Origin of the sequence: Streptomyces sp. NBC_01244, from assembly GCF_035987325.1 — a bacterium.
Taxonomy (GTDB): domain Bacteria; phylum Actinomycetota; class Actinomycetes; order Streptomycetales; family Streptomycetaceae; genus Streptomyces.
The window spans coordinates 8,581,416-8,602,024 of the sequence record NZ_CP108488.1 but is presented as its reverse complement, the minus strand read 5'-3'; the positions used below and the strand labels follow the sequence as shown (position 1 = coordinate 8,602,024).

General features: G+C 68.3%; 18 protein-coding genes and 2 riboswitches. Of the genes, 6 read left to right on the top strand and 12 right to left on the bottom strand.

Annotation, left to right across the window (positions count from 1 at the left end; all coding sequences use genetic code 11):
• Positions 1 to 52 precede the first annotated feature (52 nt).
• From OG247_RS38270 to OG247_RS38260, 3 genes are all read left to right on the top strand, one after another.
• Complete coding sequence (locus tag OG247_RS38270; protein ID WP_327256559.1) at positions 53 to 1,234, top strand: tyrosine-type recombinase/integrase; 1,182 nt, start codon at positions 53 to 55, stop codon at positions 1,232 to 1,234.
• Positions 1,231 to 3,576 (top strand): tyrosine-type recombinase/integrase, encoded by a 2,346-nt coding sequence (locus OG247_RS38265; RefSeq protein ID WP_327256558.1) that lies wholly within the window; start codon positions 1,231 to 1,233, stop codon positions 3,574 to 3,576. Before OG247_RS38270 ends, OG247_RS38265 begins: the two co-directional genes overlap by 4 nt.
• A 121-nt stretch (positions 3,577 to 3,697) precedes the next feature.
• On the top strand, positions 3,698 to 4,249 hold the full coding sequence (locus OG247_RS38260; RefSeq protein WP_327256557.1) for a hypothetical protein: 552 nt from the start codon (positions 3,698 to 3,700) through the stop codon (positions 4,247 to 4,249).
• A gap of 118 nt (positions 4,250 to 4,367) precedes the next feature.
• On the opposite strand, the gene OG247_RS38255 is transcribed toward OG247_RS38260, so the two are convergent.
• The 8 genes from OG247_RS38255 to OG247_RS38220 form a co-directional block, all read right to left on the bottom strand.
• Positions 4,368 to 4,883 (bottom strand): hypothetical protein, encoded by a 516-nt coding sequence (locus tag OG247_RS38255; protein ID WP_327256556.1) that lies wholly within the window; start codon positions 4,881 to 4,883, stop codon positions 4,368 to 4,370.
• Between the two features lie 483 nt (positions 4,884 to 5,366).
• Positions 5,367 to 5,885 carry a hypothetical protein gene (locus OG247_RS38250; RefSeq protein ID WP_327256555.1) on the bottom strand — a complete coding sequence of 173 codons (519 nt, stop codon included), beginning with the start codon at positions 5,883 to 5,885 and terminating at the stop codon, positions 5,367 to 5,369.
• Positions 5,886 to 6,115: 230 nt separating this feature from the next.
• The gene (locus OG247_RS38245) at positions 6,116 to 6,724 is read right to left on the bottom strand and encodes a recombinase family protein (RefSeq protein WP_327256554.1); all 609 of its coding nucleotides are present in this window, start codon (positions 6,722 to 6,724) and stop codon (positions 6,116 to 6,118) included.
• A 589-nt stretch (positions 6,725 to 7,313) separates the two neighbouring features.
• Positions 7,314 to 9,497: a hypothetical protein gene (locus OG247_RS38240; protein ID WP_327256553.1), complete on the bottom strand. Its 2,184-nt coding sequence runs from the start codon at positions 9,495 to 9,497 to the stop codon at positions 7,314 to 7,316.
• Positions 9,494 to 10,180, bottom strand: coding sequence for an ABC transporter ATP-binding protein (locus OG247_RS38235; protein ID WP_327256552.1), 687 nt, complete (start codon positions 10,178 to 10,180; stop codon positions 9,494 to 9,496). Before OG247_RS38235 ends, OG247_RS38240 begins: the two co-directional genes overlap by 4 nt.
• Positions 10,181 to 10,281: 101 nt before the next feature.
• Positions 10,282 to 10,653, bottom strand: coding sequence for a hypothetical protein (locus OG247_RS38230; RefSeq protein WP_327256551.1), 372 nt, complete (start codon positions 10,651 to 10,653; stop codon positions 10,282 to 10,284).
• Between the two features lie 612 nt (positions 10,654 to 11,265).
• Positions 11,266 to 11,526, bottom strand: a complete 261-nt coding sequence (locus OG247_RS38225; protein WP_327256550.1) for a hypothetical protein — start codon at positions 11,524 to 11,526, stop codon at positions 11,266 to 11,268.
• Positions 11,527 to 11,664: 138 nt separating this feature from the next.
• Positions 11,665 to 12,273 carry a hypothetical protein gene (locus OG247_RS38220; RefSeq protein ID WP_327256549.1) on the bottom strand — a complete coding sequence of 203 codons (609 nt, stop codon included), beginning with the start codon at positions 12,271 to 12,273 and terminating at the stop codon, positions 11,665 to 11,667.
• 245 nt (positions 12,274 to 12,518) lie between these two features.
• Here OG247_RS38220 and OG247_RS38215 point away from each other — a divergent pair, with 245 nt between their 5' ends.
• Entirely contained in the window at positions 12,519 to 12,770 is a 252-nt protein-coding gene (locus OG247_RS38215; RefSeq protein ID WP_327256548.1) for a hypothetical protein, read from the top strand.
• Positions 12,771 to 12,924: 154 nt separating this feature from the next.
• Positions 12,925 to 13,041: riboswitch (cobalamin riboswitch) on the top strand.
• A 141-nt stretch (positions 13,042 to 13,182) separates the two neighbouring features.
• On the top strand, positions 13,183 to 13,671 hold the full coding sequence (locus OG247_RS38210; protein ID WP_327256547.1) for a DUF4430 domain-containing protein: 489 nt from the start codon (positions 13,183 to 13,185) through the stop codon (positions 13,669 to 13,671).
• Between the two features lie 147 nt (positions 13,672 to 13,818).
• Here the strand turns inward: OG247_RS38210 and OG247_RS38205 are convergent, their stop codons facing one another.
• The 3 genes from OG247_RS38205 to aceA are packed head-to-tail and all read right to left on the bottom strand — an operon-like array spanning position 13,819 to position 17,622.
• Positions 13,819 to 14,703: a 3-hydroxybutyryl-CoA dehydrogenase gene (locus tag OG247_RS38205; protein ID WP_327256546.1), complete on the bottom strand. Its 885-nt coding sequence runs from the start codon at positions 14,701 to 14,703 to the stop codon at positions 13,819 to 13,821.
• On the bottom strand, positions 14,700 to 16,304 hold the full coding sequence (gene aceB, locus OG247_RS38200) for a malate synthase A (protein ID WP_327256545.1): 1,605 nt from the start codon (positions 16,302 to 16,304) through the stop codon (positions 14,700 to 14,702). Before aceB ends, OG247_RS38205 begins: the two co-directional genes overlap by 4 nt.
• A gap of 37 nt (positions 16,305 to 16,341) precedes the next feature.
• Positions 16,342 to 17,622, bottom strand: coding sequence for an isocitrate lyase (gene aceA / locus OG247_RS38195; RefSeq protein WP_442813689.1), 1,281 nt, complete (start codon positions 17,620 to 17,622; stop codon positions 16,342 to 16,344).
• Between the two features lie 401 nt (positions 17,623 to 18,023).
• On the opposite strand from aceA, the gene OG247_RS38190 reads away from it, so the two are divergent.
• Positions 18,024 to 19,439, top strand: coding sequence for a short-chain fatty acyl-CoA regulator family protein (locus OG247_RS38190; RefSeq protein ID WP_327256543.1), 1,416 nt, complete (start codon positions 18,024 to 18,026; stop codon positions 19,437 to 19,439).
• Between the two features lie 15 nt (positions 19,440 to 19,454).
• On the opposite strand, the gene OG247_RS38185 is transcribed toward OG247_RS38190, so the two are convergent.
• Complete coding sequence (locus OG247_RS38185) at positions 19,455 to 20,369, bottom strand: cobalamin-binding protein (protein WP_327256542.1); 915 nt, start codon at positions 20,367 to 20,369, stop codon at positions 19,455 to 19,457.
• 61 nt (positions 20,370 to 20,430) lie between these two features.
• A riboswitch (cobalamin riboswitch) is annotated at positions 20,431 to 20,601 on the top strand.
• Positions 20,602 to 20,609 lie beyond the last annotated feature (8 nt).

The following is a 20,609-nucleotide window of genomic DNA, read 5'->3' as shown; positions in this document are numbered from 1 at the left end:
GGCTGATGCGGTCGTCGCGGCATGTTGCACACAAGTGAGCGGAGGACCACGAGTGAAGGCGTTCCCCGTGACGTTGCCGTCCGGCGAGCGGTACTGGACGGTGCTGAACGAGCAGATGGCGGTTGTTCCGGAGGCGGATGCGTTCCTGCGGCACGTCCGGTTCGGGCGGGCACAGGCTGAGCTGACCACGAAGACGTACGCCGGCGCGGTAGCTCTGTATCTCCGGTGGTGTGCGCGTACGGGACGGGCATGGACAACTGCTGCTGCGGACCTATCCCTGTTCATGACCTGGCTTCGCTATGCCCCTGTGGAGCTGACAGGCGTCGTGGCGCCAACCATCGGCTCCGCGATGGTGATGACCGGGCCTGGCATGAAACCGCAGCGCGGTGGCGCCAGGATTGAGAACGTCCTGGTCGGCGTGCGGACCTTCCTTCGTCACTCTGTGAACACTGGCAGCGCACCTTCCTCGGTGCTTGCTCAGCTCTATGAGCTGGGAGATGAACGTGATCTGCCCTTGGAAGCCAAGAGCGAGCGCGAACGGATGGCCTATCGCCTGCGAGCCCAGCACCGCGTGAGCGTGCCCCGAGCGCGTCGGGACCGTGCGGCCGATGAGGAGGTCCTTGCTCTGCTGAAGGCTTGCCGTCTCTCGCGCGACCGGTTCATCGTGTTGCTGCTCGCTCGTGCTGGCCTACGCCGCGGCGAGGCGGCAGGGCTGCGCCGCGAGGACATGCATTTCATGCCAGATTCCTCGCCACTCGGGTGCAAGGTGAGAGGCTCCCACGTCCATGTTGTCCGCAGGGCCAACACCAACGGGGCCTGGGCGAAGTCGGTGCGCGGGCGGTGGGTTCCCGCCGACTGGCTGGTAGTGCAGGCGTACGACCAGTACGTGCTGGAGCGACTTTCGTTTCCGCATGGGGAGCACAGCGATTTCGTCCTGATCAACCTGCTGCGAGGTCAGCTCGGTGCCCCGATGCCCCCGGACGCTGTGACCGAGCTGATCGAGCGGTTGGGCCAACGTGGCAGGGTCGACCGCTCAGTGACCGCTCACATGCTCCGGCACGGCTTCGCCAGCAATGTGGGCGACAGCGGCGGCACCGTGGATGAGATCGCGAAGCTGTTGGGCCACTCCCAACTCTCCAGCAGTGAGCCGTATCTGCATCCGGCTCAGCACCGGATCCGCGAGGCTGTAGAGCGAGTTCCCTCGCCGCTTGGCGATTGGGGAGGCGCGCGGTGACCAGCAGCATCGCGTCCCGTGTCGCACCAGCGATGGCCGCCGTGCCGGCTGAGGATCTTGCGGAGTGGTTCTGGAGCTTGGTCAGGCCCGATTTCCCGGCGGAGATCGGCTTCGATCGGAACCTGAGAATCCTCAGGCCTCCGTCCGAGCATCCATTACTGGGCTGGTCATCCTGCAAGGTTGTGGGCTGCGAGGTGGTGGTCTTGTCACGTGGGATGTACTGCTCGTCCTGCGCTCGTCGCCAAAGCGAATCAGGCATTAGCGACGTCGACTTCGCCATGCTGCCTCGGCCGGACTCTCGGCGTCGCCGCTTCGTGCAGAACTGCTTGGTGGCCCGGTGCGAGCGGCCGTGGATCGACGCGCCACGCTCGTTGTGCTCGTCGCATTACTACCAACAGAGCATGGTGCTCAAGTGCTCTCTCGATGGATTCCTCGCTCGCACGGACCTGGTGCCGCTGCCCAGTCTCGGGCCGTGCTCAGTTGCGTCCTGCACCCGCCAATCCGGCGTCTTGAAGTCCTTGGTGTGCCACGCGCACAACTGCCGCTTGGTTGACGACCGACGTGCGAATCCGGATCTGGATATCGACCTGTGGAAGGCCACCCAGACACCCATCCCCGAGGGTGCCGAGGTCAGCTTCCGCGGGCTCCCCGAGCTGGTCGTGGCCCAGCTGGTCTACGGCATCCAGCAACGGTGCGCCGACGGCGCCCAGACCACGCATCACCGGCTGCGTAATCTCACCGCCTGGCTGCGCCGCCAGCAGGTCTCTTCCCTGGAGGGCATCAACCCTCTCCAAGCCGTGGCCAGCGGAATCGACCGACTCACCCGCGGCCCGCTGACGACGATCATCACATCGGTCAGGCGGGCTCGGCTGACGCCCGAGACCGAGTACCCAAAGGACTGCTGGGACCTGACCGTTTTCGGACACACCGGCACCATTGACTTCAGCGGCATCTCACAGCAATGGCTCAGGGAAACCGCCAAACGCTGGGCCCGGCACACCGCGCCGCAGGTCCGAGGGGAACAGGCCGGAGCCCACTTGCGCAAGAAGGTGAACGATCTCGGCATGCTCTCCCAAAGCCTGCGTGCCCGCACCGATCGCGGTGACGATCCCGAAGAGCTCGGCCGCCAGGACATAGAGAACTTCCTGAACCGGATGTCCCACCTGCATGCCACCGGTCGGATCAGCGCGTACAACCGCCGCGGCATCATCTACGCGACGGGCGCCATCATCAAGCGCATGCGCAGCCTGGGGCTGACCCGGACGGGCGAACCGATGCACGGGCTGCCTGACCACTTCTCAATGCTCCGAGGCGACCTGCCCGCCAAACCCGAACCGGACGAAGCCGGGCAGGATCTACCCGCAGAGGTCATGCGGCTGCTCTGCACCAAACTCCACGGCATCGAGGAGCGATCCGAGCCGGAGGTGAGAGTCGGCATCGAGCTGCTTATCGACACCGGTCGGCGACCGGACGAGGTATGCGAGCTTCCCTTCGACTGCCTTGACCAGGACGGCGAAGGCAAGCCCGTACTGATCTACAACAACAGCAAGAAGAACCGTCCTCGACGTGAGCTCCCCCTGCACGAGTCCACTGCCGAACTCATCCGTACGCAGCAACAGGCTGTGCGCTCCCGGTTCCCCAACACCCCCGCGCGCGAGCTGAAGCTGCTACCGTCGCCCATCCGCAATCCTCGCGGTGTCAAAGCGATCAACGAGGGCACGCTGAGCCAGAACACTCGGATCTGGGTCGATGCGCTCCCCGATATAGCGCTGGAGAACGACACCGTCTTCGACAAGGCGAAGATCTTCCCCTACGCCTTCCGGCACACCTACGCACAGCGGCACGCCGACGCCGGAGTTCCGGTCGACGTCCTGTCCAAGCTCCTTGATCATGACACGTTGGAAGCCACCCGGGGCTACTACCGTGTCAAGGAGAAGCGGCTGCGCCAGGCGGTCGACAAGGTCACCCGGCTGCAGTTCGATCGTCATGGAAACCGCACCTGGCAGCAGGCCAGAACCCTCCTCGATACCGAGCGCAATCGACGCTCCGTGGGCGAGGTTGCGGTGGCCTTCGGTCGCTGTTCCGAACCGACCAACGTCTCCGCCGGCGGCGGCCAGTGTCCACTTAGGTTCCGCTGCCTGGGCTGTGACCACTTCAGCACGGATGTCTCCTACCTTCCTGAACTCCGCGGCCACCTGGACGACTTGCTACGGAGCCGCGAACGGCTGAGCGCCATGATCAGCGCGGACGAGTGGGCCAAGCGCGAGGCAATGCCCTCGGACGAGGAAATCGACCGGGTCGGCGCCTCATCCGCCGAGTCACCGAGGATCTGGGCTCACTAACCGAACAGGAGCGAGGCGAGATCGATGAGGCCGTCGCCGCGGTCCGCAAGACCCGGCAGGGCTTTCTCGGTATGCCCAAGATCCGGCAACCCTTGCCCGACGTCCGCCCGGAGCGTCCATCGTGACGCCCGGCCCGAGCGCAGGCGAGCGCCTCATTGAAGGCCGCCGAGCCGACTCCGCGCGACGCCGCCAGCGAGTCCTCAACGTCCTAGATGAGCTCTCACGCAATGGCGGCACCGTCTCTGTCTCCGCCGTCGCGCGCAGCGCCAGAGTCGACCGGACGTTCCTCTACCGGCACCCCGACCTGCTCGCCCACGTCCATGTGTTGGCCACCGAACCACCTCCGGGCACGGGCAAGGGCCCGACGGTCAGCCGAGCGTCGTTGCACGCAGACCTCCTGACCGCAAACGCGCGATGCACCCGGTTGTCTGAACAGGTCCGGCGACTCGAACAGCGCCTGTCCGAAGCCTTGGGCGAGCAGGTCTGGCGCAGCACCGGCATTGGACCGCCCACGGACATCGACAGGCTGCAGGTCCGTATCACCGAGCTCGAGCAGCAGAACCTCAACCTGCGCCTGCAACTAGGGGAAAAGGAAGAGGAGTTGACTGCGGCGCGGGCCGCGAACCGCGAACTGACCAAGGCCATCAACCAGGAACCCGGGAGAACCTCATGACCAGCCGTTAGCGCAACATAGTCGAGGTCTACCTGTTTCTACGCAGAGCCACCGACCGCTTCCTGGTCAGACAACGCTTGATCACAGGTTACGCGGACAGCCAGCTCTGCCGGGAGCACTACCAGGGGGCGGTCGTGCGCTCCTTGTAGAGCTGGAAGCCGTACGCGGCCATCTGCACTGCGCGTGTCGTGACCCAGACCATGATCTTGGAGTCGGTCGAGAGCTTGGTGAGTGCGACGTTTCCTACCTGGGCGACTATCTCACGCTCAAGGAAACCCATGCTATGGACATCTCCATGCGCGAGCGCGCTGCATGCGCTCCAGACGGCCTCGGCCTCGTCCGCCCCCACGCCAGGGAGATGCTCGCCAGCAGTGCGGACCATCTTTTTGTAGCCGAAGGACAATTCCCTCTTCACGTCGCTCTGCGGGATCCCGGCAGCGACAGCCAGATCCGTGATCTCCTTCGCGCGGTCGACCGTGGTGCGCGTCGGGGGTGTTCCGAGCAGCTGGTGCATGCGGTCCGAGTACGTGTTGTTGTCTGCCTGCACCGCCAGTCGGCGCTGAATGCGCGTCAATCGCTTGCCCGGCGCCAGAAGCCAGACCGCGCGAGCGCTGTTCTCGAACGCCCCGCGCAACAGAGTTGCCTGAGCGTAGGCTCTTGGCGTCGTCGCCGGCCAGGGCGCTGCCCGGCTGCACGTTCCAGGCAGACGAGGCCGTGGAGGTCAGAGCCTCATACGGCTTCGTCTGCTCCAGCTGCGTCAAGATCGCCCGAAGGTATTGCTGTTCGTCGGTGCTCGTTGTCACTGGATGAGGGTATTCGCCGAACGCAGTTACATGCGACTCACTTTCGAGTACGACTCAAGAGCCAGTTCTCTGGGTCGGCCCGTATCCCGCCCGACCTGGGGTGCCGTTAACGAGCGGCGAACCAGGTGACAAGTAACCCGTTGGTAGCTTCAGGACTTCGTGACGATGCTCTTCCTGGCCCTGTAGTCCTAGCGCGGACGCCAGGGAGCAAGTAACCCGCCAGTAGGTTCGGCTCCAAACGGCGGGAACCCGGTGGCCCGAGATCTTCTCGGGGCCACCGGGTTCCCGGCCTACGCGATCTTCATCGCAATCGGTCAGTTCGACGGAGCGGTGGGCGCGACGTTCAGCGTCGTCTCGCGCATCAACTCCTTCGCACACCGGCATGGCTGTCGCAGGTAGACCGCGACGGTGTTGCCGAAGACATCCTCGTCGGAGGAGTCGACGTATCGAAAGCGGCGGCCTCCGCACGACTGGCAGGAGTGTGCCCAGCGGTCTCCCGCGAGGAAGGGTTCGCCGGCGTGGACTCCGGCGGTGCAGTTGTCGTGTTCTGCGCGACCGCAGCCCCGGCAGAGTCCGCACACGATGTCCAGGAGGACGGGACGGTCAAGCCGTTCGGCGGGCACCATCGCCTGCTCACCCGGCTTGCTTCCGCGACCGCCGCACACGGGGCACGGCTCGCTCTCGCCCAGGTCTGGTGCGGGGATGTCGAAGACATACATCTTCGGCTGCTGTTCTGAGGCGGACTTCGCGAGGGCTCTTACGGCGGCCTGGTGGCCCTCACTGGTCGTCTCGCGTCGCCGACGGGCTTCGTTCTTCCGAGCGTGATGCTTCACCACGGCTGTCCCAGCTTCCGACGCACCGGTCCCGTGACCCTGCGCGCCTGTTCAGGGAAGCGCGTTGGTGGGGGTCGCCTTGTTGATGCGGGGCACCTTCGGGCCGTTATCGCCGCACGGTCACGGGCCGTTCGACTGGGCCGCAGCCGCCGCAACGGAGCGGCTGGGAGGCCAATCCTAGCCGGACGGCCCCGGCTCCGCCGATGGGAACATATGCCCGCCGGATGCGATCAGCCCTTGCCGGGCGTCGTCCTCTTCGGTTGGCGGGGAACGGTCTTGGCCTTGTCGAGGTGCCCGTACACCGTGGAACGGGGCACGTTGAACATGTCGGCGATCTGTTGAACGGTCTTCTCCCGGGCGTCATAGAGCTGCTGGGCGAGCTCAGCCTGGTCCTCGGTCAGCTTCGGCCGACGCCCGCCGACCCGGCCGCGGGCGCGGGCGCGGGCGGAGGCGAGTCCATCGTTGGTGTTCGCCACGATCAGCTCGCGCTGAAGCTCGGCAAGCACCGACAGCATCCCGAACATCGCCCGGCCCTCCATCGTGGAGGTGTCAATGCCCTGCTCGATGACGTGAAGTCCGATCCCGCGCTCGCGCAGTTCGGCGCCGAGGGTCACCAGGTGCAGCACGGAGCGCGAGAGCCGGTCTAACCGGGTGACCTTCAACGTGTCGCCCTCGCGCAGCAGCTGAATGACGAGGTCGAGCTTCGGGCGGGACGCCTTCGCGCCGCTGGCCTTGTCGACGTGGATGTGGTCGCGGTCGACACCAGCCCGCAGCAGGGCATCGATCTGATGCTCGGGGTTCTGGTCGGCGGTCGAGACCCGCGCGTAGCCGATGAGCATGTGTCGGAATCTATCGGCCTGACCGTTCACCGACGTTGATTTCCGACGCAAGTTGTCGACAGCGCTCACCTGCGGGTTTATGACTACAGGCCTGAGTGTCGACAGACAGTCGTTTGCCGACACATCAGCGTCGGTGCTGCGCCGTTCAGGAACGGATCGGTTGATGCACACCCTGCGTCGGACGACCCGTCACCCCTGCTGCGACACTTCGGCGGTGAGCACCACGCGACGCCGCCCGCCTCGACGACGACCAGGCGGTGCGTGGTCCCCGTGGCCGTACGGCTGCGGAGCGGGCCGCCGAGGAGGTCCCGTCCTCGGCGCCGATGCCGGAGGAGCTCCCTGGGGCTGGCCGCCGGCGGCTGGGGGCGGGACCTCAGGCGATGTCCTCGTAGTCGGACAGGATCTCGGTGTTGCGGCAGACCTTGAGCTCGACCTCGGCGTCCTCGGGCACCACGTCGTAGAGGGATGCCGTCACGAGGGCGGCGACGTCCCGTATCGGCTCCGGCTACGTCTCTGGGGCGGTGCCAGGGCCGGTGTATGGACAGCCCTGCAGGTCAACCCCGGGTCACGGACGGGCTAATGCCCGAGGTCACTCGCCAGATGGCCTCCAGGCAGCTGCCGCCGAAGCCGCCGCCCGTGCTCCCCACCACGCCATCACCACCGTGCACACCAATCCTGCGGCTCCCACCGTTGCCAGGGCTGCCAGTCTGTTCGCGCCGCTGGCCGGAAGTGGGGATGTGATGAACCACGACACGAGGACCGCGGCCACCACCGCGATGACGGCTGGTCCCAGCAATGACCATGCGGCGATCGAGTAGTACACCCGCTGGTTGCCGGCGAGCACCGAGACGGGGCCCAGTTCTCTTCCGGACCGCACGAATTGCGCCATTACCCCTAGGCAGGCCACGATCGCGACCACCGACACACCGATCAACGACAACAGTGCCAGCCACCGTTCTGCCACGAGTGCTTCTCCGGCGACGCCCATACCATTCATGCCAAAGATCTCCACCTGCGTGGACATCCCCAATTCGGCGTTGGCTGCTCGGTGTATCCGCGCCGTTGAGAGCTGCCCTCCGTCGCTTGCCAGTACGAGATACCTCGGCCCGCTGGCTCCTTGCATGGTTTTCTCCGCCTGTCCTGCGCGGGCGAAGATTCGCGTGCCCGACGTGCGTTGCAGAGCCATCGTCCGCGCGAGGCCGCTGTGCCGCACGGTCTGGATCTCTGCAGGAGCCGAGGTGCATGCGACGTTGAGCCGCTGCCACACCGGGCACTCGGCGACTACATCGATCCTTCCTTGGTCCGGCAGGGACCACATCGTCAGCATGCTGACGTCGGTGCCCAGCTGTCGCTGGAACGCTGCCACACGAGAGGCGGACGGGGGCGTCCGTACGCTCGGCGAAACCTGAAGAACACTGGTGCCCAGCTGATTCGCCAGCGTTTCAGCCCTCTGGCTCATCTCGGTGAAGATGCTGATGGCCACCTGCCCTTGAGCGGCCAGACCGATCGCGATGACCAGAGCGGCAACCAACCGTGTCACCGATCGGCTCCCGCCGGCCAAGCGGCGTCCGGCAACCAGCAGCCCAGCGCTTCCGCGGCCGGCTCCCACCTTGGCCATGGCCGGTCCGGCTGCAGCCACGATGGCGCCGACGACGCCGGGCAGCAGCGCGAGAGTGACCACCGATCCAGCCGCCAGGACCGGCAGCCGCAGGTCGAGCGGCGCCAGATCGTTACCGCGGACAGTGACGAAGAGCGCCACGGGGAACAGCCACAGCATCCACTCCCGACGCCGTCTCCCGGAGACCGGGCGGGTCGACCCGCCCGCCTTGTAGGGGGGCTGCAAGAACAGCAGGACCGCCAGCACCGCCAGCGGCACACCCGTCACGACTGCTGCCAGTTGTACTGCGGCCGCGCGTACGTCAGGGGCGAAGAGGACAAAATCCACGAGCGGCATCGGGACATCGACCACCAGCACCGGTGCGATCGCCACCGCAGCCACAAGAGTGCCGAACGCCACCGGCAGGGCCGCTTCGCCCACTGTGAACCAGCGGCGTGCGCCCGGCGAGGCGCCCAGGGCAGCCAGCACGGCAGTACGCCTGTCCCGGGCGGCGGCTCCCACCCTGGCGGCGATCACCACGAAGAGCGCGGCGGGCAGCCCCACCAGCGTCGTATAAGTCCAAAAGAACTGCTCCGGACTGAGGTTGTACAGGTGCTCACCCACCGGTGGCATCTCCTGCAGCTCGACTCCGAAGCCGGATACTTTAATCATGGCTTTGGCGTCCAGCAGGGCGGCAGAGGGCCGCACATAGGCGAAGTATTCGCCCGGCGCTTCAAGCCCTTCGGCCGAGATCGTGCCCGCGACATCTCCGAACTTGTCCGCCTCGCCGTGACCGGCGTTCTTCAGCGCTGGGGAGACGATCACCTCACCCGGCTCGGGCCACTGCGCAAGGCCCGGTGGAAGCGGCGCGTCTTCGACCAGTGGCTCGAGGTACACCACGTCGTACTGGCGGTCTTCTGCTGACGCGATCGTGGGGAACCACAGGAGCTTCGCTTCCTTGTCCGACGCGGGCTCGACGATGTGCGCCCAGCGAGCCGTGCTGCGCTCGGCGCGCCCGTCGAACGAGGCGGAAGCGAGTACGAATCCGGCCACGGCCAGGGTGGCGACAGCCGTGGCCGCCACCAGTGCGAAGAAGCGGATTCGACCCGCTTCGGCAGCCTTGGCCGCGGCCCGCCCCATACGGAGCAGCTGACGTCGCAGCATGACGTTGCTCATCGGGTTCCCTGGTTCTGCACCAGCTGCCCGCCGGTGAGGCGGAGCTGGACATCGGCACGGGCGGCAACCCCAGCGTCGTGAGTAACGACGATCAGGGCGCAGCCGTGGGCGCGTGGAGTGGCATACAGGAGGTCGGCCACCGCTTCGCGTTGTTCTTCGTCCAGTGCACCGGTGGGTTCGTCGGCCAACACCAGGCTGGGCTTGTTGATCAGGGCGCGGGCCACGGCCACGCGCTGTCGCTCCCCGCCGGACAGGGCGTGGGTGGCTGTGGCGGTGGGGACACCGAGATCGGCCAGGAGGCTCTGGGCTCGGGAGTTGGCGCTGTCCGCTGCTTCGCCGGCCAGCAGCGCAGCCAGCGTCACGTTCTCGACAGGCGTGAGCTCGGGCAAGAGCTCACCGAACTGGAAGACCATGCCCATGTGCTGGCGGCGGTGTGCGGTCAAGGCTCTGGGCGAGAGTGTGGTGATGTCCTGTCCGGCAACGGTGATATGGCCAGAGGTGGGACGTATCAGTCCCAGGATGCAGGTCAGCAGGGTGGACTTCCCGCTACCCGAAGCCCCCATCACGGCGACGGACTGGCCGGAATGCACGGTCAGGCCGGCGCCGGACAGCAAGGTCCGGTCGGCGACGGAGTAGGTGACATCGTCGAGGTGAAGGACGGGCGAAGCGGCAGGATGGGGCACGCGTGACTCCAGGGCAGCATGGCACGGAACGGGGCCGCCCGGACGGCAGGCATCCTGCCGTCCGGGCGGCCCGGCTAGAAGCGACCAGACGGGTCAGAAGGTCACCCAGTCACCCAGGAGGTGTACCTGTCCGGCGCGTTGTTCCGCACGACAACGCCTCGCAGCTTGAAGATCGTGGAGTACTGGCCGCTCTCGACGGTGCCAGGGTTTCCGTCGTTGTCGGCCGGCCCGCTAGGCCCGTTCTTGTTCCAGAGGGTCAGCATGGAGCCGGGGTTGGCGTTGCGGTAGTACTCCGACTTCACCTGGTAGCTGGTGCCAAGGTCCCGGAGGTTCAGGATGCTGTCCGAGGCTTCGGTCCACGTGACGAGCTCACCCTCATACTTGACCTCGAGAGCGAAGGCGGGTGAAGCAGCGGTGAGAGCCAAGGCCGCGACGAACCCGGCCGCTAAGCGCGCAGCGGTTTTGCTTTTCACAGTTTTCCTCCTGCTAGTGGAGCAGGGGAATTTCATGGGAACCGATGTTCCTACCCCCCGCAAGAACGCTTGAGAGTTCCACGGAGGGGGTTTCAACGTCAACGAAAAACCCTTACCGGATGATCACATTCTGTTCGCCATGGCTTAAATTTCTCCAACCAGTTGCTACGAAATACCCAAGGACGCACCCCAGGCGGCCCTCCGATAACCATCCACCCCACCCCCAACCGGGGCTTCCCAGGCAAGCGCTCTCTGTAACCAATCCCTGGTTCTTTGGCCGAGAGTGCATACCCGACCCAGGTTGAGCACTGCTTGCCGTGGCATGGCCGGTCCCGGAAGTTTCAAGTCCAGTGAGGCACGGCCACGGATGGGAGGTGCGCCAGAGCGGCCCGCTCAAGCTGTGGGACTGCCATCGAGACGGTCCTGAGTGCCTACGACACCGCAGGCCGGCCGGCCTGGGCCGGAGACGTTCCGGCTACACGTCTACGACGGCGGGCAGCACCTGCGTCACCCGCAGCCGTCCGAGCACGCGATCCACGCGTCGTTCCCGAGCGCGTACAGCGTCAGCCCCGTACGGGCGTCACACGTACGACAGGTGACCGGCATCCGCCACTATTGCCCGACCGAGGCGTCCACCCAGACCGCCTCCCCGTCGACGCGCGCCTCGTAGCACTGCTCCGTATCCATGTGGGCCTCTCCGGCAGGTCCGCCCTCGGCGCCGATGCCGGAGGAGCTCCCCGGGGTGGGGCGCCGGCGGCTGGGGGCGGGACCTCCGGCGATGTCCTCGTAGTCGGACAGGATCTTCACGTTCCGGCTGACCTTGAGCTCGACCTCGGCGTCCCAGGGCACCACGTCGAACTGGGACGCCTCCACCGCCGCGGCGACATCCCGTACGGCCTCGGGGCTGAGCCTCCAGTCCCGGGTGATGTCACAGAGTCTTCGTGTCCGCGTACATCATCGTCCTGCCCGGCCGGACCGGGTGTCCGGCCGGGGCAGAACTGGGTCGGAGGGTCACCGGCTCATGCTGGGTCCGGACAGGTCTGGTCCGTTGAGGTAGTGGTCGGTGTAGCTGTCGTAGTTGGCGGCCTGACTGCGCTTTCTGGCTCGCTCGGTGGCCGCGGCCGCCTGCTCCTTCTGCTGCTCGACGGTGCGGGCGGCGGTCTCCTGCTGGTGGAGGCGGGGGAACTTCGAGGCGATCTCGACGCGCTGTCCCTGCTCGGCCTGGGCGAGGCGCAGGTGGCTGCTCCATTCGACGGCCTTCTCCCCGGCCTTGACCGCGTTCCCGGTCAGGCGGGCGGCGTCCTGCTGGTGGGAGTCGTCGAGCCGTTGAGCGACCTGGGCCACGCGCTCGCGGATTTCGCCCAACTTCTCGCCGAGCGCACCAGTCTCCTGCGGGGCATGGCCGGTCACGCCGAGCGCGCTGGCGTATGGGCTGGTCCTCAGGGTCTCCCACGCGGCGGCCTTGGCGTCGTAGCTCGCTTGATGGGCCCGCCGCTGTTCGCCGGTGCTGTCGAGGATCTCCCCCTTGTGGTGCGAGTACATCGACTCGACTTCCTTGCGGCTGAGGCCCGCTGAGCGCAGGGCCCACCAACCCTCCTTGCGGTACTTCTCGCGCTCCATCTCCTGCAAACGGCGCTCGTCTTCGTGAACACCCTCATGATCCAGAACATGCTCGCCGCCCCGAATGGGCCGATGTCCTCACCGACGAGGACAAACGCGCCCTGACCCCGCTCTTCTGGATGCACATCCAGCCGTACGGCGAGGTCCGGCTGAACATGGGCAGCCGCCTCTTGCTCGCGGTCCCCGCTCCGGTCGACCCTGAGACAGAACCGGAGCCGGCCGCGGTTGCAGAAGGAGATCGCAATATGCAGCGTCCTGACCTGTGGAGACAGAGCTGGCTGCCGAGCGAACAGGCAGATCGAACCCAGAGAAACTGGTACCCCCTGGACGGGCTGCCGGAGCCGATGGTCGCGTACTGCCGGGCCGGCCTGGACGCCTACCGCGCCGGGCTGCCCGCCGCCGTGCACTTCCAGCACCCCGGCGACCCCGTCCAGCACGCCCCGGCCGGCCCCGACCGCAGCCGCCTCCTGCCCGGCCCGCCCACGGACGGGGTGTAGTTGCCTTACCGGCTGCGGGCGTTCGCGCCGGCGCGGCACCGGCCGTTGCCTGAGCTCCGCGTGGACGGCGAGAGGAGCCGGTGACACCGGAACGTGGCCACTAGCCACCACGTTGTTACGACCGTACGATTCGTGTGCCCGGTCGGACCGGGCGACAACTGCATCGCCGTGTGGCCAGGGGGAAGCCGGTGTGAATCCGGCGCTGACCTGCAACCGTGTGGGGCGCCTTCGCGCCCCGAGTCGGATAGCCCGCCATACGGCTCGTACCGCCTCCCACTGTCACGGACTGCAGCGCGGAGCCTTGAGTCGCCGACTCGCCACAGCCCGCTCCCGCCGCATCGGGGATCGGTCCTGCCGGGCGATGCCGCAGCGGAGGGGCCCGGCTGCGCCCGCTCTGCCCGAAAGGCAACCCATGCGCCCGAACCTCGCCCGTCGCACCCTCGTCACGACGGCCGCCCTGGGACTCGCGCTCGCCACCGCACCCGCCGTCGCCCACGCCAAGCCGGCACCGAACACGAACGCCCCGGTCAAGGTCAACCTCACGGTGCAGGGCCCCAACGGCCTTCTGTTCAAGGGGAGGATAAAGACCAAGGGGCACGACGTGACCACCCTCACCGGCGGGACGCACACCTGCGACGGCACGAACGGCGGCGCCAACCCGAGCGCCGTGCCCACCCCGACGGCCGCACTGGACGACGCCGCGAAGAAGAGGCACTTCACCTGGGACGGCACCTGGTACGCCTCGTTCGACGACTTCTCCGTCGACACGATCAAGAACGTCAGCGGTGGCGGCTCCGCCTACTGGAGCATCTCCGTCAACGGCACCCCGACCCCGGTCGGCGGCTGCCAGTTCAAGCTGAAGGCCGGTGACCAGGTCGCCTACACCTGGACCTCCTTCTAGCGGGTACAACAGCCCCGCGGTCGCGCTGCCCGCCTTCGCGCGGACCGCGCGGGCGCACGGTGGGGGTGCGGCGACACCACTCGCCACACCCCCACCGCCTCTGGGCGCCTCCGGCGCACCCTCATGGCCGGAGGTCTGCCGGGCCCCTCAGACCCGGCCGTACGTGTGGAACCCGCGACCGCTCTTGCGGCCCAGCATCCCCGCCTGCACCATCCGCTGAAGCAACGGGGGCGGGGCGTACAGCGGTTCCTTGAACTCCTCGTAGAGCGATTCGGCGATCGCCGCGACCGTGTCCAGGCCGATCAGGTCCGCCAGCTTCAGCGGACCCATCGGGTGGGCGCAGCCCATTTCCATGGCCGCGTCCACGTCCGTCGCGCCGGCGAAGCCCGATTCGGCCATGCGGACGGCCGAGAGGAGATAAGGGATCAGCAGGGCGTTGACCACGAAGCCGGCCCGGTCCTGGGAACGGACCGTGGTCTTGCCCAGCGTGTCTCGGGCGAATGCCTCCACGGAAGCGAGGGTGTCCGGCGAGGTGTGGAGGGAGGACACGACCTCGACGAGCGGCAGAACGGGCACGGGGTTGAAGAAGTGCAGGCCCACCACCCGGTCCGCGCGCCCCGTGGCCATGCCCAGCCGCATGATCGGGATGGCGGAGGTATTGGTGGCGAGGATTCCCCCGGGGTCCTCCACGATCTTGTCGAGGGCGGTGAAGACCGCCGTCTTGGCCTCCGGGTTCTCCGTCACCGCTTCGATGACGAGCTGCCGGTCGGCGAGGTCCTCCAGGTCCCCGGTGAACACCAGCCGGGCCAGGGCGTCCTCGGCGGAGCTCCGGTCCAGCTTCCCCCGCTGAACGGCGCGCTCCAGGGAGACGGCGACGCGCTCGCGGGCGGCCCGGGCGGCGGCCGCGTCCGCCTCGGCGACCACGGTGTCCAGTCCGGCGCGGGCGCACACCTCGGCGATTCCGGCTCCCATCCGGCCGCCGCCGACCACCCCGACGCGCAGGATCCGGTCCGGCCGTACGGGGGCGTTCATGCGGTCACCTGCGCGGCGAGGGAGGTACGGCGGACGAGGTGGCGGGTGTAGGCCTCGGGGGTGAAGAAGGCGGGGAGCTGCATCGAGAGGGCGGTGTCCACGAAGACCTCCCTGGCTTCGAGGGCGAGTGCCTGCGGGTCCTCGGCCTCCAGGGCGGCGCATTCGGCGTCGAGGAGGTCGATGACCGTCCGCCGGTCCACCCGGTCGTGGCGGAGCCACTGCCAGATCTGGACGCGGGCGATCTCGGCGGTGGCGGCGTCCTCCATCAGCCCGTTCAGGGCAACCGCCCCGCTGCCGCGCAGCCAGGCGTCGAAGTAGCGCAGCGCCACTGCCACGTTGGAGCGGACGCCTTCCGAGGTCGGCGGGGCGGCGATCCGGCGGACGGACAGGAGGTCGGCGGCCGCGATGTCGACGTCCTCACGGGTCCGGTCCAGCTGGTTCGGGCGTTCTCCCAGGACGTTGTCGAAGACCTCGCGGCAGACGCGTACGAGCCCGGGATGGGCGACCCAGGAGCCGTCGAAGCCGTCTTCCGCCTCCCGCTCCTTGTCGAGGCGGACCTTCGCGAGCGCGGCGGAGTTGGCTGCGGTGTCCTTGCTGGGGACGTGGGCGGCCATGCCGCCGATGGCGTGGGCCCCGCGCCGGTGGCAGGTGCGGACGAGCAGCTCCGTGTAGGCGCGCATGAAGGGGGCCGTCATGGTGACGGCGGCCCGGTCGGGGAGCTGGAAGTCGGTGCGGTGGCCGAAGGTCTTGATGAGGCTGAAGAGGTAGTCCCAGCGGCCCGCGTTCAGTCCGGCGCTGTGCTCGCGCAGTTCGTAGAGGATCTCCTCCATCTCGAACGCGGCGGTGATCGTCTCGATCAGGACGGTGGCCCGGACGGTGCCGCGCGCAATGCCGAGCAGGTCCTGGGCGAGGACGAAGACGTCGTTCCACAGCCGTGCTTCGTACGCGTTCTCCAGCTTGGGGAGGTAGAAGTACGGGCCGTGCCCGGCGTCGATCTGCCGCTGTGCGCAGTGGAAGAAGTACAGGCCGAAGTCGACGAGCGACGCCGAGACGGGCCGGCCGTCGATCGCCAGGTGCTCCTCGGTGAGGTGCCAGCCGCGCGGACGGACCATGATCGTGGCGAGGTTCTCGCCGAGGCGGTACTCCTTGCCCTCCGCCGTGGTGAAGTCGATGCGCCGCTCGATGGCGTCGAGCAGGTTCAGCTGGCCTCCTATGACGTTGTCCCAGGTGGGCGCGGTGGCGTCCTCGAAGTCCGCCATCCACACCCGGGCGCCGGAGTTCAGGGCGTTGACCGTCATGCGGCGTTCGGGCGGCCCGGTGATCTCCACCCGGCGGTCGGTGAGCCCGGGGCCCTGAGGTGCGACCCGCCAGTGGGAGTCGTCGCGTACGGCTCGCGTGGCGAGCGGGAAGACGAGCTGCTTCCCGTCGGCCAGGTGGGCGGAGCGGCGGCGCCGCTCCTTGAGGATGTCGAGGCGGCGGTCGGCGAACGCCGCGTCGAGCCGGCCGATGAACTCCAGGGCCGGGGGCGTCAGGATCTCCTCGTGGCGCTCACCCGGCACACCGAGGACCTGGACACTGCTGATCAGGGGCTTGAGTGACATGCGGATCTTCTCCTCGGCGGGGGGCGGGGGGCGGGGGCTAGTGGAACTGCTCTTCCTCGGTGGAGCCGGCCAGCGCGGTGGTGGAGGAGGCGGGGTTGACGGCGGTGGAGACGAGGTCGAAGTAGCCCGTGCCGACCTCGCGCTGGTGCTTGACCGCGGTGAAGCCCTGCGCCTGTGCGGCGAACTCCCGCTCCTGGAGGTCGACGTACGCGGTCATGCCGTGCTCGGCGTAGCCGCGGGCCAGGTCGAACATGCCGTGGTTGAGGGAGTGGAAGCCTGCCAGGGTGATGAACTGGAAGCGGTAGCCCATCGCGCCCAGCTCGCGCTGGAACTTGGCGATCTGATCGTCGTCCAGTGCTGCCTTCCAGTTGAAGGACGGCGAGCAGTTGTAGGCCAGCATCTGGTCCGGGTACTGCGCGTGGATCGCCTCGGCGAACTCGCGGGCCTGCTCCAGGTCCGGGGTGCCGGTCTCGACCCAGATGAGGTCGGCGTACGGGGCGTAGGCAAGGCCACGGGCGATCACCGGGGCCGTGCCGTTCTGCACGCGGTAGAAGCCCTCCGCCGTGCGCTCGCCCGTCACGAACCGGGCGTCGCGCTCGTCGACGTCGCTGGTGATCAGGTTCGCTGCCAGGGCGTCGGTGCGGGCGATGATCAGGGTCGGCGTGCCGGCGATGTCGGCGGCGAGGCGCGCCGCGTTGAGGGTGCGGATGTGCTGCGAGGTGGGGACGAGGACCTTGCCGCCGAGGTGGCCGCACTTCTTCTCCGAGGCGAGCTGGTCCTCGTAGTGGATGCCCGCGGCGCCGGCCGCGATCATCGCCTTCGTCAGCTCGAAGGCGTTCAGCGGTCCGCCGAAGCCGGCCTCGGCGTCCGCGACGATCGGGGCCAGCCAGTCCGTGGTGTCGGAGCCGCCTTCGGCCGTGGCGATCTGGTCGGCGCGCAGCAGCGCGTTGTTGATCCGGCGGACCACCTGGGGAACGGAGTTCACCGGGTACAGGCTCTGGTCCGGGTAGGTGTGCCCGGCCTGGTTGGCGTCGGCGGCCACCTGCCAGCCGGACAGGTAGATCGCCTGCAGGCCGGCCCGCACCTGCTGGACCGCCTGGCCGCCGGTCAGCGCGCCCAGCGCGTGGATGTAGTCCTGCTCGTGGAGCTGCCGCCACAGGCGCTCCGCTCCTCGCCGGGCCAGGGTGTGCTCCTCTCGGACGCTCCCGGACAGCCGGACCACGTCCTCGGCGGTGTACGTCCGCTCGATGCCCGCCCACCGCGGGTCGTCCGCCCACCGCTGCTTCAGCTGCTCGGCCGCCGCCGTCGCCGCCGTCATCGTCGTGTTCGCCTCTGCCATGACCGTCACCGTTTCCATCCGTCGCTTGTCTTGCCAATGCCCTGGACCGAAGCCCAGGTGGTGGCACTCTGTGCCTGAGTGCGAGATGCGGCCGCCGGACCGCCTACGGGGGGCGGAGCTGAGCAATGCTGCCGATCTACCGGAAGCGGGATGGCCGGATCACCGAAATCAGGGCATTGATCGGCGACCCGGGGTCCGTTCCGGCTACCGGTACCGGCTGGCCGCAGGACCGACTCTGGCAGTGGCACTGGATGCCATCAAGGGGGTACAACTGCCAAGGTTTGTGAATCTTCGAGGCCGAATTTGCCAAGTTTGCGAAGCCTCGGGAAAGGCGAAGTCGCCCTATGCTGACGGAGCCCGTCCGACCCTGGAGGAGTCCGGTGAGCAAGACGTACGCGGGAGCGCGGCTGCGCAGGCTGCGTGAGGAGCGCCGCATGACCCAGGCCGACCTGGCCAGGGTCCTCGGCATTTCACCCAGCTACCTCAACCAGATGGAGCACGACTCGCGCCCGCTCACCGTCCCCGTACTGCTGCGCCTGACCGAGGCGTTCGGGGTGGATCCCGGCTTCTTCTCGGAGCGTGACACCAGCCGTATGGTGGCCGACCTGCGCGAGGCCCTCGCCCAGCAGGTGGCCGAGGCCCGCGTGTCCCCTTCCGATCTGGCCGACCTGGCCACCCGGATGCCGGCCGTGGCCTCGGTGCTGCTGGACCTCGGCCGCCGGAGCCAGCTGCTGGCGGAGCGGCTCGCCGACGCCGCCGACGGCCGCGACGCGGTGGCGGAGTCTCCGCGTTCGCCCCACGAGGAGATCCGCGAGTTCTTCTACCGGCGGCAGAACTACCTCCATGACGCCGACTTCGCCGCCGAGGAGCTGGCCCGCGCGATCGGCATCCGCCCCGGGGACGTCATCCGCGCGCTGAACCTCCGACTCGCCGACCGCCACGGGATCCGCATCTCCGCGGACTCCGACCGGCTGCACCACTACGACGCCGCCGCCCGGGTACTCCACCTGTCGAACCGGCTCCGCCCGGGCCAGCAGGCCTTCCGCATGGCCACCCAACTCGCCCTGATCGAGTACGGGGACGAACTCGACCGGCTGGCCACCGAGGACTTCACACCCGGTTCCCCCACGCACGCCCTGGCACGGATCGGCATCGCGAACTACTTCGCGGCCGCCCTGATCCTCCCCTACACGGCCTTCCACACCTCGGCGGAGGAGTTCCGCTACGACATCGAGCGGCTCACCGACCACTTCGGGCTCGGCTACGAGACGGTCTGCCACCGCCTCAGCACCCTGCAACGCCCCAGGCTGCGCGGCGTCCCCTTCTCCTTCGTCCGGGTCGACCGCGCCGGGAACATGTCCAAGCGGCAGTCCGCCACCGGGTTCCACTTCTCCCGCGCGGGCGGCACCTGCCCGCTGTGGAACGTGTACGAGTCCTTCGCCGCGCCCGGCCGCATCCACGTCCAGGTCGCCGCCATGCCCGACGGGCAGCGGTACTTGTGGACCGCGCGCGCCGTCACCCGTCACCGCGGCGGCTGGGGCGAGCCGGGCAAGACCTTCGCCATCGGCCTCGGATGCGAGACCCGGCACGCGTCCCGGCTCGTGTACGCGGACGGACTGGACCTCGACAACAGGTCGGCCGCCACCCCCATCGGCATGGGCTGCCGCCTGTGCGAACGGCTCGACTGCCCCCAGCGCGCGGTCCCGCCGCTCGGCCGGACCCTGGCCGTCGACGAGAACAGCAGCACCTTCGTCCCGTACCCGGTTGCGGGCATTCCCGCCTCCGCCCGCGACTGACCGGAACCCGGCCGCTCAGTCCGTGCGGCGGGCCTCGCCCGCGGTGACGGGATCACCCGCCTGCACGCCGTGCAGGACATGGGCGAGCACCTCGGCTCCGCGTACGACCCTCGGGCCGGGGCGGTTGAAGTAGGCGGGCCCGTCCAGCACCCAGACGGCCCCTGCCCGTACCGCGGGGAGATCGTTCCAACCGGGGAGGGACGTCAGCAGGTCGCGCTCGCGGAGCGTGCGTTCGGGCGGAAAACCGCAGGGCAAGAGCAGCACCACGTCCGGGCGGGCAGCGCGGACCGCCTCCCAAGTCATCGGCTTCGTGTGCTCGCCCTGTGCGGCGAGCAACGGTTCGCCTCCCGCATACGTGATCTGCTCGGGCACCCAGTGCCCGGCGGGCCACAGCGGGTCGAGCCACTCGATGGCCACGACCCGGGGCCTGGCACGGCCTGCCGTCAGCCGCCGTACCTCCTCGAGCCGGGCGCGCAGCGCCGTCCGCCGGCGCTCCGCCCGCTCGCGCACTCCGAGCAGTTCCCCCACGGTGACCAGGCAGTCCAGTACGTCATCGAGGGTGCGCGGCTCCAGGCTCAGTACGCGGGCACCGCCGTCGAGCACGCGCACGGCTCGCGAGACTCCTTCGTAGGACACGGCGCACACGTCGCACAGGTCCTGGGTGAGGACGAGTTCCGGGGCGAGGGCGGCGAGCGCCTCCGTGTCCAGGGTGTAGAGCGAGGACCCGGAGTGGGCGGCCCCGCCCACGGCCTCGGAGATCTCCCGGCTGCTGAGGTCCTCGGCGGCGAACTCGGCCCGGGTGACCACGGGTACGGAGGCGACCGCCGCGGGCGGCCAGTCGCATTCGTGGGTGCGTCCGACCAGGTCGGCGGCGAGGCCGAGTTCCGCCACGATGTCGGTGGCCGCCGGGAGCAGGGAGACGATGCGCATGCACCGACTGTAGGCGCGCGGGCGGTGGGTCTGGACTTACTAGGACGTCCAACTATATGTTCGTGCCCATAAGGTCCGCGGTGCAGGGAAGCCGGTGAAAAACCGGCACGGTCCCGCCACTGTGACCGGGGAGTGTGCTGCCATCCACACGCCACTGACGAGGTCTGTCGGGAAGGCGGGCGGCACGCGGGGATCCGGGAGTCAGGATACCGGCCGCGGATGTTCCGTGTTGTCCACGAG